This window comes from Dictyobacter alpinus, assembly GCF_003967575.1.
GTDB classification, from domain to species: domain Bacteria; phylum Chloroflexota; class Ktedonobacteria; order Ktedonobacterales; family Ktedonobacteraceae; genus Dictyobacter; species Dictyobacter alpinus.
Map to the genome: position 1 here is coordinate 1,502,136 of NZ_BIFT01000001.1, position 16,369 is coordinate 1,518,504.

Annotated in this window: 12 protein-coding genes and 1 rRNA gene; 5 read left to right on the plus strand and 8 right to left on the minus strand. The window is 48.7% G+C overall.

The genetic code is table 11. The annotated features are described in order from the left end of the window. Positions 1 to 14: 14 nt before the first annotated feature. On the minus strand, positions 15 to 794 hold the full coding sequence (locus EL633_RS05815; protein WP_126626283.1) for an SDR family oxidoreductase: 780 nt from the start codon (positions 792 to 794) through the stop codon (positions 15 to 17). Positions 795 to 827: 33 nt separating this feature from the next. Next, positions 828 to 1,931: a Gfo/Idh/MocA family protein gene (locus EL633_RS05820; protein ID WP_126626284.1), complete on the minus strand. Its 1,104-nt coding sequence runs from the start codon at positions 1,929 to 1,931 to the stop codon at positions 828 to 830. 282 nt (positions 1,932 to 2,213) lie between these two features. Between EL633_RS05820 and EL633_RS05825 the strand changes: the two genes are divergently transcribed. Next, on the plus strand, positions 2,214 to 2,669 hold the full coding sequence (locus EL633_RS05825; RefSeq protein WP_126626285.1) for an SRPBCC family protein: 456 nt from the start codon (positions 2,214 to 2,216) through the stop codon (positions 2,667 to 2,669). Positions 2,670 to 2,781: 112 nt separating this feature from the next. Here the strand turns inward: EL633_RS05825 and EL633_RS05830 are convergent, their stop codons facing one another. The 5 genes from EL633_RS05830 to EL633_RS05850 all read right to left on the minus strand — a co-directional run bounded on the left by EL633_RS05830 (position 2,782) and on the right by EL633_RS05850 (position 8,552). Continuing rightward, on the minus strand, positions 2,782 to 3,006 hold the full coding sequence (locus EL633_RS05830) for a helix-turn-helix domain-containing protein (protein WP_126626286.1): 225 nt from the start codon (positions 3,004 to 3,006) through the stop codon (positions 2,782 to 2,784). Between the two features lie 557 nt (positions 3,007 to 3,563). Continuing rightward, complete coding sequence (locus EL633_RS05835; RefSeq protein ID WP_136624403.1) at positions 3,564 to 4,784, minus strand: hypothetical protein; 1,221 nt, start codon at positions 4,782 to 4,784, stop codon at positions 3,564 to 3,566. Continuing rightward, on the minus strand, positions 4,765 to 5,433 hold the full coding sequence (locus EL633_RS05840) for a sigma-70 family RNA polymerase sigma factor (protein ID WP_126626288.1): 669 nt from the start codon (positions 5,431 to 5,433) through the stop codon (positions 4,765 to 4,767). The genes EL633_RS05835 and EL633_RS05840 overlap by 20 nt, the downstream gene beginning before the upstream one ends. A gap of 643 nt (positions 5,434 to 6,076) precedes the next feature. Next, positions 6,077 to 6,628 (minus strand): RNA 2'-phosphotransferase, encoded by a 552-nt coding sequence (locus EL633_RS05845; RefSeq protein WP_126626289.1) that lies wholly within the window; start codon positions 6,626 to 6,628, stop codon positions 6,077 to 6,079. 115 nt (positions 6,629 to 6,743) lie between these two features. Next, positions 6,744 to 8,552, minus strand: a complete 1,809-nt coding sequence (locus EL633_RS05850; protein ID WP_126626290.1) for an FAD-dependent oxidoreductase — start codon at positions 8,550 to 8,552, stop codon at positions 6,744 to 6,746. Between the two features lie 663 nt (positions 8,553 to 9,215). Between EL633_RS05850 and EL633_RS05855 the strand changes: the two genes are divergently transcribed. The 4 genes from EL633_RS05855 to EL633_RS05870 are packed head-to-tail and all read left to right on the plus strand — an operon-like array spanning position 9,216 to position 12,938. Beyond that, positions 9,216 to 10,334, plus strand: coding sequence for an ABC transporter ATP-binding protein (locus EL633_RS05855; RefSeq protein ID WP_246039088.1), 1,119 nt, complete (start codon positions 9,216 to 9,218; stop codon positions 10,332 to 10,334). Then, positions 10,331 to 11,239, plus strand: coding sequence for an ABC transporter permease (locus EL633_RS05860; protein WP_126626291.1), 909 nt, complete (start codon positions 10,331 to 10,333; stop codon positions 11,237 to 11,239). Before EL633_RS05855 ends, EL633_RS05860 begins: the two co-directional genes overlap by 4 nt. A 30-nt stretch (positions 11,240 to 11,269) precedes the next feature. Further along, entirely contained in the window at positions 11,270 to 12,523 is a 1,254-nt protein-coding gene (queG, locus tag EL633_RS05865; protein WP_126626292.1) for a tRNA epoxyqueuosine(34) reductase QueG, read from the plus strand. Then, entirely contained in the window at positions 12,504 to 12,938 is a 435-nt protein-coding gene (locus EL633_RS05870; protein WP_126626293.1) for a hypothetical protein, read from the plus strand. The genes queG and EL633_RS05870 overlap by 20 nt, the downstream gene beginning before the upstream one ends. A 235-nt stretch (positions 12,939 to 13,173) precedes the next feature. Here EL633_RS05870 and EL633_RS05875 read toward each other — a convergent pair. After that, positions 13,174 to 16,134 (minus strand): 23S ribosomal RNA (locus EL633_RS05875). Positions 16,135 to 16,369: the final 235 nt, after the last annotated feature.

Here is a 16,369-nt window from a genome sequence, read left to right on the forward strand (position 1 = left end):
ATTTACCAGAAAGTTTATGGGAGGCTTTCTTCGGTCATTAGGGATGCGAGGGAGCCTCCAATGACGATGGTGTGGCCGTCTGGTAGTGAAGGATCCGTGGCGGCGATGGCGATGGCTTCGCCCATTTCTGTGGTAGTTGGCAGTGCTCCAACCTGGATACTGCGGTTAGCGGCCAATCCAGGAGCGGCACGCTCAAGCAGCTTTGGCGTGATGGTGCCTTCAATGAGATCGCCGGTAACGACAATGAGACGGATGCCACGTTGCGCGAACTCTTGTTGCCGTGCTCGTAATGCCTGTTCACCTGCATATTTGGAGGCCGCAACGGGCTCGTAGGCCGGAATATGTTGGATACCATGGCCATAGAGATGTGCCCAGTGGCTGGTAATAAATACGATCGTCCCGCCCGGACGCAATAGTGGCAATGCCAGGTCAACCAGAGCCGTCTGAGCATCCCGATTCATGTGCATCGGATACTCTGGATCAAGTGCCAGCATCTCTTTTTCAAGTCCACCGGAAGCATTAAGGACCAATGTATCCAATTGAGGCTGCCATTGCTGAACCTGCTGGAAGAGTTGGACTCGATCCTCTGGACGGGTAATATCACACCCAAGGGCTAGCGCTTTTACCCCACGCTGAGTCGCCTGAGAGACAATATCATTGGCACGTGCAGCCTTGTTGCGATAGGTAAAAGACACATCATAGCCACGATCGGCCAATGCCAGAACGGTTGCAGCTCCAATACCACGGGATCCTCCCGTAACCAGAGCCGTTTTTGTCTGCGTTGTCTCTCCCATGAAAATCTCCTTCTCTATAAAAAGCCAGATCAACTAGGCTTCTGTCTCAAGCAGGACTTCACGGCCCTGTAAGGCAGAAGTATAGCAGGCATCAATAATGCGAGCACGGCGCAAGCCATCTGATCCATTATAAAGAGACCAGTTGCCGCCAGCGATGCGCTCCGCAAACTCTTTAGTCACCGCGTTGTGGAATTGTCCACCACGCACATGTGGGGTAATCTCTGAAGGAACCCCAGCGATATCTGTATAAATGGTAAGGGTATTCTCGGTATTATAATTTTTTACCCGAATATCAGCGCCGCCTTCTGTACCATAGAGCACAATACCATAGTCATCTTGAGCACTACTATGGGTGGCCCAGCTGGTCTCCAGCAGCATTGTTGCTCCATTCGATAGGCGCAAAAATGCGGTGGCCAGGTCTTCTACTTCATAGCCATGACCGCTACCTGACTTACGAGCATTTGGATCAAAGCCAACCCCATTGCTACCCAGTTCATTATAGGTGGAAGCAGAGACGGTCAGCACAGAGGGCTCTTGCAGCAAATACAGGGTCATATCCAGCACATGGACGCCCAGATCGATGAGGGGGCCACCGCCGGCCATGTTTTTATTTACAAACCAGGAGCCAGCCCCGGGAATACCACGGCGGCGCATCCAGTATGCTTTGGCGTAATAAATATTACCAAGTTTACCCTCATCGATATAGCGCTTCAACGTCTGTACATCATTGCGCTCACGATGATTAAAAACCACCTGCAAAACACGATTGGCTTTCGTTGCGGACTCAACCATGGAGGCGGCTTCCTCGCTATTACGGGCCAGTGGCTTCTCACATAACACATGCAAACCACGCTCAAGAGCGGCAATCGCGATCGGCGCATGTAAAGCATTGGGAACTCCAACGCTCACTGCATCCAACTGCTCATTCGCCAGAAGATCTTTATAGTCCCGGTAGCGACTCGACGTTGGGATATCATATGTATCCCCTAAATAAGCCAGACGATCCTCTTCCAAACCTGCCAGCGCCACTACATCCACATTTGGTAACAGGCGAAAGCCCTTCAGGGCACTTTCACCACCAAAACCCAGACCGATAATACCTACACGAATCTTTTCGTTGTGTGTCTCACTTGCCATTGTGGAAAAAAGCTCCTTTAAAAATTTACCCAAACCAACCCAACCCAACCCAACCATAAATAGCATACCATACATAGTAGAGATTTCAAGGGAGCGGCGTTTGCCTTCATACACACAAAATTAGTACCTTGTGATGCAAGGATTGCTCTCACTAAAAGGTACTGGCTATACTATAGAAGTGTAAGTATTTTTCTAGTGCAGAACTGATTTAGTGCGCAACAATAGTATCCAGGATCAATTAAGTTGAGGTAGGTAGAGAGATAGAAGTGGAGAACCATATTCATGGATATAGTAGGCAATCAAAAAATCAAAGCTTCGCAACAACGTGTATTCCAGGCCATTCTCAATCCTGAAATTCTACGCCAATGCCTTCCAGGCTGCCAGGCGGCCGAATATGTAGACTCGCCAGATGGGCGACAAATAAAAATCCTCATTTCGCCTAATTTTCCAGGTTTAAAAGGACCATATACCATTCTCATTCATCCCGTTGAGGTCATAACACCATCCCATGTGGTGTTACAGACAGCGCCCAGCAACGCGCTCGGATCGATTAAAGCCATGTGCACCATCGATCTCGCCGAAGAAGGGGCTGTAACCAATGTGGCCTATAACACCCATGCAACACTGGAAGGGAAGATCGCAAGCACCCCTGAATTTATCATCAAAACAGCCGTTAAAGGAGCGTTGGATCACTTTTTTAAAAATCTTGAAAAGCTGATTACCACCGCACCCGCCTGATATAAAGATCCCCTTCAGCCTGATGCTGAAGGGGATCTTTTTTATAAATGATGAGAATGACGAGAAGGGCATCATTCAGATGCCCCGGCATTGAATAATCGTATGTGTAATGTCAGGATACCAGATCCAGAGTAGGAACACCCAGCACACGAGCTAAAATACGCAAGTGATATGGTTGGGCCTCTTCGCGTCCAGTTTCAAAATGAGTGATGGTATCACGGCGCAGACCAGAGAGGTCCGCGAGTTGCCCCAGGCTCAATCCTTTACGTTGGCGAAGCACACGCAGATTAGGAATACCATGAGATCGTGTCATTCTCACTTTTGTAGCTACTTTCATTTGCCTCTCCTTCGAGGTTCTATTACTAGCTTCTCAGGCGACGTTGCAAGAGAAGATTGACTAATGCAAAACCTGTATGCACTTTTTCTATCTACATCAGATAGCATACCAGATGGTACAGGTTGTTGTCTAGTGACATAATAAGAGTAATCTTCCAACGTCAAACGATACCCCTGTAGTTTAAAATAGTCCAACGCTTATTCCTCTATAGTAAACGCATGGGATAGCTAAAAACTCGCGTTGAATTTCTCCCATATGAGGTTTTTTTTGTCGTATAAGGGATGATATTTTTAGATTGTAATAATCTAGCAATAAAATCTCCGTTTAATATACGGATGAAGTTGGTGGAGTGCTTCAAAATAGGCGGGGTGTTTTCTGATTCTATCTCTAGCATGCATATATTGGGCTCTGCACACTCGTTCCCTGACGGGAACTTGCATATTTTATAGTATGTGGCGAAAAATGTGCTGTGCACATTTTTCGCCACATACTATAAAATATGCCTGGGGCACTTACGCTCCCCAGGCTGGCACAAACTCGCCAACTCTATTGAGAGGTCAGTTGGTGAGGGGAAACTGGCTATTGAACCCGTTACGGGGTTGTGGTTGGTCAGTGTTGGCTCCAACAATCCTGAAGGAGGGTACATCAGTATTATCAGGATTCTCTAGAGAAATGACATCATTCGCAAACAAGCGAGGCGTGTCTTCATCACTCTGAATTACCCGTTCCAGACGGCCACCGATATGATTTCTGGCATGCAAGTCAAAATCATGCAGGGAACTCGCAACCGAGGTCAGTTCCGCGTTATTAATACCATCACTGGGATCACCAACGATCCAAAAGACGACGCCATTATTTTCATCGATGATTTCGCTACGATCATTAGATACCCAGGTAGAGGCGGCTTCTCCAACTTGGGCCCAATGGCCCTCAACAAAGATGGCTGGGTTACTATTGCCATTATGAGTGACCAGTATCTTCTTGGCCGCTCCATGTTTTACAACCAGGAAGACGCTACGTTGAGGCTTGAACTCGCAAATAGTAATATGTTTGGGAGCCACACCTGGCAGAGAGTACGTATACTCAACGACCATAATAGGGCCATCCACCCACGTACTGTCACCTTCGTACATATATAAATCACTCTGCTTGTACCGGGTTGGCACGTATGATGGCATAGAAAGTGGAAAGTGGAGACGTTGCTGCGCCTGAGCCAGACTAATCATCTGACTCTTAGTTTTGGTCGTAGCTGGTAGACGTTTAGCAGTCGGCACCTTTGATGGGGAAATCTGTGGTGGTGTATTCACCATTAATACGCCACTATGAGTACCCGCTAACAGATAATTGAGGCCAGAAGCAAAAACGGGGGCGGTAACAACGATAGATAACATCATGATGAGTATACACGACGCACAAAAAGCCAGCAGAGGACGCGACACAGAGGTCAGCCCACCAACCAGCACCGTCGTCAGAGACGGTCGAGGAAAAAGAGGAGCGATACGGTGGTTCAAACGCAGGCGCCGCATTACAGCGGCCCGCGTCTTCAATTCAAATCCTTGCTCAAGAGACTGGTAACGTACATCTTCAGACTCAACCAGTGTCTGTACAAACAAAGGAGGAAGCTCCTCTTGCTCGGGCGAAAATAGAGCGTCTAACTCACACGCAAAATCAACCTCATCCATTGAAAAATCATCAGGAAATAAGCCTTCCATATTGGGAAGACAAAACGTTCCAGCATCGATATCAAGTGGACGTTCCTCAAATTCGCTCATACTCATGGGTATGCTCCTTGAGCGCTTCGCGTAAGCTTTTGCGCGCTCGCCAGAGTCTTGTGTCAACTGCGTGGCGGGTCAAACCCGTCTTGGTCGCTAATTCTTCGGTACTAGCATATTTAAAGTAGCGATGATAAATAAGAAAACGGTCAAGTTCGGGCAACGTCGCCAAGGCCTGACGTAATTCCTCACGCCTTTCACTCTGCTCCAGCAAATGCTCCATACTCGCTTCAGGATGTGGAGGCAATGTAGCACGAGCATCGTGCTCATATCCCCAGCCAGAAGCCCTACCATTTCCAGCAGTATCAGATGAATTCCACTGACGGATTTCATCGGCGGATTGAACGTTATGTGTCTGACGGCGACACAGCTGGCGTCGACGATCCAGTGCAATATATTTCGCACGCATCGTCAGCCAGGTACGCAAGGTCCCGCGCGTAGTGTCAAAACTATCTATTTCTTGCCACACCGCAACAAACAAATCATTGACGCACTCTTCTGCATCTTGTGTTACCCCAACACTATCAAGTACCAGACGGATAAAATAAAAAACTTCACGAGAATACCGGGATATGAGAGTTTCCAGTGCCTCGGGGTCTCGCTCATGCAGCTTTTGGGCTAGATCCTCATCGGACCATTCATGTCGCACCATCATTGCTCCTTGCAGACCTGCGTATATCCTTTCAGAATAGTGAGCCACCGGCACCTGCGATCGGTTATCAATAGCAAGGTGACTCAAACGGGGGAAAAGAATATACCATGATCGGTGGTACACTCGCCTAATCTATGTTAGATATACGTCTCGTAGATATGCATATCTCTCACAAACTTGGCTTTTTTACAATTTTGCGTAATATGGCGGAAATTGTCAAGTACCTATTCCTATGTACTACTAGAATGATGTAGGTAAATCACCTATACATTGGACAATTAAGTAGGCAAATGAAATAGGAAGTGCTTCTGAAAAAAGTTCTGCCATGAACTATTTTCCTCTTCTTGCTTTTCTTACTAGCTCTGGCTCTTTCTTAATAAGAGTGTGTCTAAAATGCCTATGCTTTTTTAGTTGGTGCTTGATCTCTGCTTTCATCAGCAAGCGTGCGGCTGACTGCACGCGAGCGCTTTAGCGCCCTTGCTTCTTTTAAATATGGTGTGGTAGCACTTCCTAAAAGATATTGTTTTAAAGGGCCAGATAGAAAATCGCCAGAAGATATGCCATCAATTCCGCTACAGCCGCCTGGAGGTGGACACAAAATTGTAGAGGTTTTATACATAGAACATTATAACTATTCACTATCAAATTATGTTTGCTTTGTGAGAAAAGTTGTTGGGATACTATCAGCAAGCCAGACACTATCATTGCCCAGATAAAAAGCGATGTTATGCTGATGGGCGTCTAGCGCTGAGACAAGCAGGATTACTGGTTGGGAGGTACGCCGACGAGCGACGTCAAGCGCAGTCTCTACATCCTCTGAAAGATGGACATACTGACGTCCCATTGGGCGCAAACCAGTCTGACGAATTTGCTCATAGGCTGCTGGAGTTGTGCCGTGAAAAAGGTGAACCGGTGGCGTCGCCTTCTCACGCGTCATACGCTGCTGGACGGAATGGCCATAGTACGCACGAATACGGCCTGCACGCAATTCATAGCGTTGCTTACCAGGGAGGGCCAGAACAGCCTCAATATCCACCACATTCATCTGCTGCCAGTTGTGGTGATGTTTACGCAACGCCTCAACGAGGTCCTCGACCTCAACCCAACCCTCGGCATCTAATGTTAGACCAAAACGAGCCGGTTGATGACGTAAAGCATAAGCCATGGTACGGCTAAGCTGTACCAGATCTATTTCCATGTATACAATCCTTGTATATGCTCAATCAGTGCAACTACACTGTTGCTGGCGTCTATCACCATACTAAAATACAGGGATGACCATAACCATCCCTGTATTCAAGCTTGATAACAGTTTAATTGACGTTAATGACTGGAATTTTTGAAACCGTCCAGCGTGAATTGGGGCTGGCAACTTCAAATTGTACCATCGAGATGGCATCGGTGGGACAGCGTACAATACACAGGCCACAACGAATGCACTTCTCTTCGTCAATAATCATGTCGGCTCCACCAGCCCATGACTCAGCATCCTCATGCAGAGGATCAGCTTTCACCACGCGGGACAAGCCTTCCATACTAATACAGTCGTAAGGGCAGATATCCACACAGCCAGAACAGAGAATACAGATTGACGGATCAATCATAATATTCAACTGACACTGTAAGCAGCGTCGGGCCTGAATAACGGCCTGCTCAGGTGTGTAACCTGTCTCTGCCTCACGTGTATAGCTATAGCGATCTTTTAAGGGCAACGAAGGCAACATCTGATGAGGAATCGACTCATAATCATCGACCATACCACGGCGATAATCCGGCAGTTCGATCTCTTCAGCGGGTTCAGCTGGCTTATCAACACCACCTAGATAGCGATTGATAGCAGCCGCAGCATCACGACCATCACCGATGGCAGAGATCAAGTTACGAGAGCCCTGGGTAAAGTCACCACCAGCAAAGAGACCAGGATGGTTCGTCATCCAGGTATCAATATCCAGCAGGGGTACGCCCCATTTATTGACTTCCAATCCTAACTCTTCAGTCTGTAACCAGGAGGCATCACTATACTGACCAAAGGCTGGAACAACTGTATCGACCTCAATCTCGAATTCAGTGCCAGGAATAGGTACAGGACGGCGACGGCCGCTGGCATCAGGATCGCCCAGTTTGTTGCGAATAAAGCGCATACCACTGGCATGAATGCCATCTTTACTGGTCACTTCCAGCTGTGTTACGAGATAGTTGAACTCAACCGTCTCGAACATGGCCTCATCAACTTCATACTCGTCTGAACCGGCTTCCTCTTTGGAACGACGGTACATGATATAGACTTTTTCAGCGCCAAAGCGGACCGCCGTACGGCTACAGTCCATAGCAGTAAAACCAGAACCGAGTACCGCAACCCTTTTACCAATAAAGGCTGGCTCACCATAGTTCGTCTTTTCCAGTAAGCGAATACCGTCAAGGACGCCTTCCAGGTCAGCCCCTTTAATTACCTTGTTATCGGGACCAGTCAAGGCATTTGGGATATAACAACCAGCCGCCAGATAAACAGAATCATACTCTTTCAAAAGATCAGAAATCTGGATATCACGGCCAACGCGGGTATTATATTTAATCTCCACGCCAATATCCGCCATATACTCATCACACTCTTCAGTGGTAACATAGCGGGGCAGACGCCAGACAGGAATACCATTTACCATTACGCCACCGGCGGTTGGATACTGCTCATAAATGGTAACCGGGTAACCCATATCACGAAGATCACGGGCACACGCCATACCAGCAGAGCCAGCGCCCACAACTGCAACCTTTTTATCTTTGGTTACGGGAGGGCATTCCGCATGATGTCGATATTCACGATGGTCCGAAGCCGCACGTTTCAACCAACAAATGGAGATCGGCTTACCATCAATTTTATTACGGCGGCAGACAGGTTCACAGGGTTTGGCACATGTACGGCCCAGCACACCAGGCACAACATTCGCTTTACGATTCAATAAGTACGCCTCATCAAATCGCGCCTGTGAAATTAAACCGATGTAGGTGGATACATCTGTATGGGCGGGACATCCCACCTGACAAGGAATATTCGTTTGATACCAGTCCGGGGTCACTGTAACCGAACGATATCGAGCTTCCAATTCGCTATCGGGATCAATCATCTTAAAAAGTCCTTTCCTGGGTACCGGCACTCTCTACCGGGTAGGGAGATACGCTAGCACCCGGAACAGGGGAGACAGCGCAGACGGTATATGCCACCGTCCATAGTACGGCCCATTTCCCTTATAATGTTCAAATAATCTTAGACCAATACTCGTGGGAAACATAATTACGTTTTTTTGCGCGGCTAGCACGCCTGACATTGATATACGAATATAATCAATGGACTAATTTTCCTTGTCAGATTATAGCATAAGGCCAGTCCCCGGAACAAGAAGAGAGCAGATACGAGCAAGTGATCAGAGGTACATTATTTCAGGTGTGGTGTGTGATGCGCGGCTGCAGCCGCGCATCACACACCACACCCCGACCCGGCACCGCAGGCTCCAAAAAGGAACATGAAAAAACCCTGAGATACGAGCAAGGCACATCGTCAGGAAAGCCGGCAAAGATGTTACAATTAGCAACAAAAATCAGCTAGCACAACGTCAGGCACAGATACCATAAGGTACAATAATAGGACATCCATTCTATAAAAAGTGATTTGGCTGTACATTGTCTACTCACGTATACTATTTGGATGAGATACAGATCTTTCCATGGCTTATGGGAGATTCAGAAAACAGCTGTCATTTTGATGGTTTTGCATCGAGGTGGCATAAAACATGAAAAGTAACGTCGCATTCAGTGGCGAAATGCTTAATTCAAAGGAGTCGTCAGTGCGCGAGACACATACCACACTGTATGACGGCACACCCGTAATCAGTACGCAGAGATTAACCAAGGCCTTTGGGAATCTTGTGGCAGTAAATGATCTCAATCTACAAGTGATGCGCGGAGATGTGTTTGGCTTCCTGGGACCAAATGGTTCAGGCAAGACAACAACTATTCGTATGTTATTAGGTTTGATTCATCCAACAGCCGGACGAGCAGTACTTTTTGGGATGGACAATGCATATCAACTTCCAGCTATTTTACAACGCATTGGTGCCATTGTGGAGACGCCGACCTTTTATCCATATCTTTCAGGCATCGATAATTTACGTGTCATTGCCGCGAATTCTGGCATGAAATTGGGAAGCGTCAATAAACCACGTTATGAGGAAGTTCTAGATATTGTTGAGCTCAAACAATATCAGCGGCTCGCTTACCGCAATTACTCACTTGGCATGAAGCAACGCCTGGGAATAGCGGCAGCACTCCTGGCGGATCCTGAACTGGTGATGCTTGATGAACCAACCAATGGTCTGGATCCCGCTGGCGTGATTGAAATCCGTAAGCTGATTCAAAGGCTGGCGGCTCTGGGGAAGACTATTTTTCTATCCAGTCATATTCTGCCAGAAGTACAACAGGTCTGTAATCGCGTGGCCATTCTGCGTAAGGGCAATCTCGTCAAACAAGGAGATGTCAAAGAACTGCTACGCGAAAAAGAACAGATTGAAGTACGCATGAGGCTGGCAGAGGAGGCACAGACGGCACTGGAAGTCTTAAGACGTGTGAAAGAGCAAGAAGCCAGTTGGATCAGCCACATTGCACTGGAACAAAATGCGCTACGACAACCAATCATACTCATCGATGCACCATCTACACGCTCGGCTGATATCAATATGCTGCTGGCACGTCATGACCTGTTCGCGGCCGAACTCCATCCACGTGAAGGCAGTCTGGAAGCAGTCTATCTACAAGCGACATCCGTGCCCAATCAGTTTTCTGAAATAGCATCAACTGATAACCACACGATGCTAAATGCCGCAGACGATAGTAATAAAGGAGCGATACGATGAATGAAGTTTCACAATCAATGACAGAACAACCACTACCCATGCCAGAACGCAGCCAGAATGTCATTATGGGTAGTCAGAGCTTTGTCAGCGTCTTGTGGCGCTCAATCGCGGGTGAGCTCTACAAAATTCGTCGTCGCGCCATGTCGAAGATCCTAAGTACGATTGCCATAGCTACAGTCGTACTGGCTTTGCTCTTAACCAACACAACTGCCTCCCAATTGCTACCAAACGCCATCTACAACATCATCTCCTTCTCAAATTTTATCGGCTCAATCCTGTTTATTATTTTAGCCGGCACCATTGTAGGTGGAGAATATTCTGTTGGTAGTATACGTCTCATGCTGACACGTGGACCTACACGCATCCAATTCCTCCTGGCAAAAATTGGCGCCATGCTGATCTGTGTCTGCATTATGCTTGTCTCATTGATAGTAATTGGTATAATAACCTGGCTGGTGTTGAATGTGCCTGATGGCCATAGAGTAGACTTCAGTTTTCTAACGGGAAACTGGCTCTTGCATACATCTTTGCTCATCCTGGCCACCATACTCAGCCTGTTCACTTACAGTGTACTCGCCATCTGCCTTTCTTGTTGGGGAAAAGCTACGGCTGCTGGAGTCACAGGAGTTTTAATCTGGTGGTTTCTAGAAAATGCAATTGGCGGCTTGTTCACGCTTTTAGGATCGCGCATGCAGAATGCGCTGGGTACATTTTTGGTGAGCATACCAGACTACTTCATTGGAAATAATTTGAATGCATTGCGTAGTAATCAGCAAAGCTATCTGTTTGGAGACCACGCAGGAACCATCACTGATCTGCACGCAGGTATCGTTATTCTTTTCTACCTGATAATATTTGGTGGCCTTACCTGGTGGTTCTTGCAGACACGTGATATTACCAGTTGATATCTATTAACAACAGCCGAAGCGATAGAAATGACGACATTAGATACACAGACAATTAAAGAGTATGCCTATTCATTAGGCTTTGATTCAGCAAGAATCACCAGTGCCGCCCCATTTCCTGAAACCAAACAGATTATTCAGGAGCGCATTGGGCGTGGTCTGATGGATGGACTCCCCTGGTTTACAGCCGAGAGAGCCGAAATCTCATGCCATCCAGATGCCCTTTTACCAGAGGCACAATCAATTATTACACTGGCACTCTGCTATCTAACAGAGCAACCTGAAGAACCTGATACAGCGGTCCCACATGGACGTATTTCCCGCTATTCCTGGGGCGATGATTATCACGATCTTATCAAACCTAAACTACAACAGTTTGCGGCATGGTTAAAGGACTACGCAAAGGATATAGGAAATGCAGAGGTCGAGACGCGCTTGTTTGTAGATACAGGACGTATGGTTGATCGTGCGGTCGCGCAACGAGCTGGTTTAGGCTGGTATGGCAAAAACACCAACATCTTAACCAAAGGCTGGGGCTCCTGGGTCTTTCTGGCAGAGATCGTGACCAACCTTCCACTTACTCCCGATGCTGAATTAAAAGCAAACTGCGGAAGCTGTGAGATATGCCTGCATGCATGTCCAACTGGGGCCCTGCCCAATCCATATGAATTAGATAGCACTAAATGTATTTCGTTTCTCACCATTGAACTACGCGGCAGTATTCCCTTAGAGATGCGTCCTCTGATGGGAAACCTGATATTCGGCTGTGATATTTGTCAGGAGGTGTGCCCCGTTAATAAGGTGGCCGAGAAACGCCTGGGATTGCGGGATGCACAAGGGAAGCCAGTGATTGCCTTGAATACTATCAAGAAACGCGAGGTCACCACTGTTAGCAGTGGACAAAGAGCCGAAAAGGCATTCCAGCCGCAACCAGAGTTTCATATGCGTCCTCAAGTAGGTAGTACACCAGAATTAATTCCTTTATTGGCCCTTACAGAAGAAGATTTTCGTGAACGCTTCCGGCATAGTCCAATCAAGCGCACCAAGAGACGCGGCTTCTTACGCAATGTCTGTGTGGCGCTCGGCAATAGTAAAGATTCAAAGGCTATTCCTGCCCTCACGAATGCTTTGCATGATAATGAAGCGCTCATTCGTAGCCATGCCGCCTGGGCATTAGGAAGTATTGGTGGGACAGATGCTGTTACCGCGTTACAGGCAGCATTGGTAAATGAGAATGATGAAGAGGTACAGAAGGAGATTCGCTGTGCGCTGGCCATGCGCTAGTGCTAGCCCCCTTCTTGAGCTAGTGTGTATGACTTTCTACACCACTGGAGTGGTGATTCTCACGCCAGCCTGGGGAGCGCAGGCGCCCCCATTTATGTTTTATTGGTTTGTGCAGCAATGGCGCGAATGCGCCATTGCTGCACAAACCATTTTCTTACTTGCTGCATCAAACCATTTTCTTACTTGCTGCACAAACCATTTTCTTACTTGCTGCATCAAACCATTTTCTTACTTGCTGCATCAAACCATTTTCTTACTTGCTGCATCAAACCATTTTCTTACTTGCTGCATCAAACCATTTTCTTACTTGCTGCATCAAACCATTTTCTTACTTGCTGCATCAAACCATTTTCTTACTTGCTGCATCAAAAGTGCGCACAGCGCACTTTTGATGCAGCAAGTAAGAAAAAAATGATGGGCGCTTTAGCGCCCGCGTGCGGCTGGTGATATGTTCCTGGCGGAGAGTGGAAAGCAAACACTATCTTCAAATAATGGAGCATAACGCAAAAAACCACCAGCAAGATAAATCTCTCTGGTGGGACACTTTGCAACTAAAATGATAAATCATTTCCTCAATTTTGCCGAGTCACTGGTCAGCCATGATTGAAGCTGAGAAGCACTCACGCGAGGTCCACGATGAAGATACTTACTGAAACAAGCCGTACGATCATTAGGGCGACTTCGCTGCGCCTGTTACCAGGTGTCCACGTGTCGTCTATCTACCAGGTCGTCTTCCTGGGATCTTGACTTTCCGAAGAAAGTGGGAAAACTCGTCTTGGGTGCGGCTTCGCGCTTAGATGCTTTCAGCGCTTATCCCTTCTCGACATAGCTATCCAGCTCTGGCCCGGGCGGGCCAACTGGCGCACCAGCGGTCGAGCCATCTCGGTCCTCTCGTACTGGAGATGACGCCCCTCAATTTTCCTACGCCCACGACGGATAGAGACCGAACTGTCTCGCGACGTTCTGAACCCAGCTCGCGTGCCGCTTTCATGGGCGAACAGCCCAACCCTTGGGACCTACTCCAGCCCCAGGATGCGACGAGCCGACATCGAGGTGCCAAACCTTGCCGTCGATGTGAACTCTTGGGCAAGATAAGCCTGTTATCCCCGGGGTAGCTTTTATCCGTTGAGCCACACTCCTTCCACTCGGGAATGTGGGATCACTAAGCCCGACTTTCGTCCCTGCTCGACCTGTCCGTCTTGCAGTCAAGCTCCCTTCTGCCTTTGCACTCTTGCGGGTGATGTCCATCCACCCTGAGGGAACCTTTGGGCGCCTCCGTTACTCTTTGGGAGGCGACCGCCCCAGTCAAACTACCCGCCTGATCTTGTCTACGTCCCGGCTCACGGTGACGTATGAGAAACAAACCGCAACGAGAGTGGTATTTCACTGTTGTCTCCCCCTCCCCCAAAGGGAAAGGTTCTCCGACTCCCACCTATGCTACGCACGCTTCAACTCGTTTCCAGGTCAAGGTGTAGTAAAGCTCCACGGGGTCTTTTTGTCCTGTCGTGGGTAACCCGTATCTTCACGGGTACTTCAATTTCGCCGAGTCCTCTGTCGAGACAGCGCTCAACTCGTTACTCCTTTCGTGCGGGTCGGAACTTACCCGACAAGGAATTTCGCTACCTTAGGACCGTTATAGTTACGGCCGCCGTTCACCGGGGCTTAGATTCGCAGCTACGTACACCGCTCCTCGTAACCTTCCGGCACTGGGCAGGAGTCAGCCCCTATACTTCCGCTTTCGCGTTCGCAGAGACCTGTGTTTTTGGTAAACAGTCGGTTGAGCCAATTTCTTGCAACCCCCTCACGCCATCCCGAAGGATATCGCTACTAGGGCACCCCTTCTTCCGAAGGTACGGGGTCAATTTGCCGAGTTCCTTAACAGAGGGTCGCTCGATCACCTGGGGAGATTTCCCCCTGCCTACCAGTGTCGGTTTGCGGTACGGGCGGAGAAGATTCTGGCGAGAGGCTTTTCTCGGCGGCGTAGGGGCCAATGACTTCCGCAGACTTGCGTCCGCTCGCTGCACGTGTCATGCACAGGAAACCGGGATTTTCCTCGGTTTCGCACTTCGCCGTACAGACCCATCCTGTCCAATCGATGGGCTCACCTTCCTTACCGCGTCCCCCCATTGCTCATCACAAATTTCTCCGGTGCAGGAATGTCCAACCTGCTTGCCATCGCCTACGACTATGACGTCCTCGGCTTAGGACCCGACTCACCCTGGGACGATTGACGGTGCCCAGGAACCCTCAGGCATTCGGTGTGTCTGGTTATCACAGACATGACGCTACTCATTCCGGCATTCTCACTTCTGATCGCTCCACCAGTCCTCACGGTCTGGCTTCTCTGCTCCAGAACGCTCCCCTACCAATCCATCTAGGATGGATTCCATGGCTTCGGTACCTCTCTTAAGCCTCGATACGTTGTCGGTGCCACGACACTCGACCAGTGAGCTATTACGCACTCTTTAAATGGTGGCTGCTTCTAAGCCAACATCCTGGCTGTTTGGGCGTTGTGACCCCCTTTGACACTGAGAAAGGATTTTGAGACCTTAGCCGATGGTCTGGGCTGTTTCCCTTTTGACGACGAAGCTTAGCCCCCGCCGTCTCACTTGCATGCATGCTGTCCTGGCATTCGGAGTTTGGTTGAGTTTGGTAACCAGCACTTGGCCCCTAGCTCATTCAGTGCTCTACCTCCAGGATAGTGTTTCATACAGCTGTACCTCAATACATTTCGGGGAGAACCAGCTATCTCCGTGTTCGATTGGAATTTCTCCCCTATCCACAAGTCATCCCCCAGTTTTGCAACACTGGTGGGTTCGAGCCTCGACGGACTGTCACATCCGCTTCACTCTGCTCATGGATAGCTCACACGGTTTCGGGTCGCATCGCCGCAACATCCGCCTTATTCAGACTCGGTTGCCCTGGGGCTCCCCAGCTTTAGCGCTGGTTAACCACGCTACGACGATGCACTCGCCGGATCATTCTACAAAAGGCACGCCATCAGCCCTTGGTTCCGCAACGGAACAGTGGCCTCTGACTGCTGGTGAGTACGTGGTTTCAGGGTCTGTTTCATCCCCCTCTCGGGGTGCTTTTCACCTTTCCCTCACGGTACTTGTTCGCTATCGGTCGCTAAAGATGTGTAGCCTTGGAGGGTGGTCCCCCCAGCTTCCCACAAGGTTTCACGTGCCTCGTGGTACTCAGGATACCGATCCACGTTTCTCGCTCGTCCTCTACGGGACTCTCACCCGCTCTGGTTATGCTTTCCAACATATTCAAGTAAGCAAAAATTGTTTGTTATCGGTCCTACAACCCCGACCATCTCGAAAGATGATTGGTTTGGGCTCCTCCCGGTTCGCTCGCCACTACTACGGGAATCTCGGTTGATTTCTTTTCGTCGAGTTACTGAGATGTTTCAGTTCACCCGCTGCCCCCCGTCACTGCCTATGTGTTCAGCAGGCGGTCTCCAGACATCACTCTGGAGGAGTTGCCTCATTCGGAATCTTGGGGTTCATGGCTTGTATGCAGCTCCCCCCAAACGTTTCGCCGGTCTCCGCGTCCTTCTTCGGTCTTTAGCGCCAAGGCATCCACCTCGTACTCTGTGTAGCTTGTTCTCTTCTCTTCATCATGTTTGATCTGTGAATGCTTGTTTACCGTTCTCTCTCTTGCGAGAAAGAACAGCGATCCTCTGCTTCAACTCTGGCTGACCTATCATGGCTCAGCAAAATTGAAGAAATGATATATCTTTAGTTGTTAGTGTGCTTTTTTTGTTGGCCACATCGCTTTCGTGCGGCGCTCAGATAATATGCCATAGATCGCTGGCTTTGTCAACACTTTTTTCAGCTAATT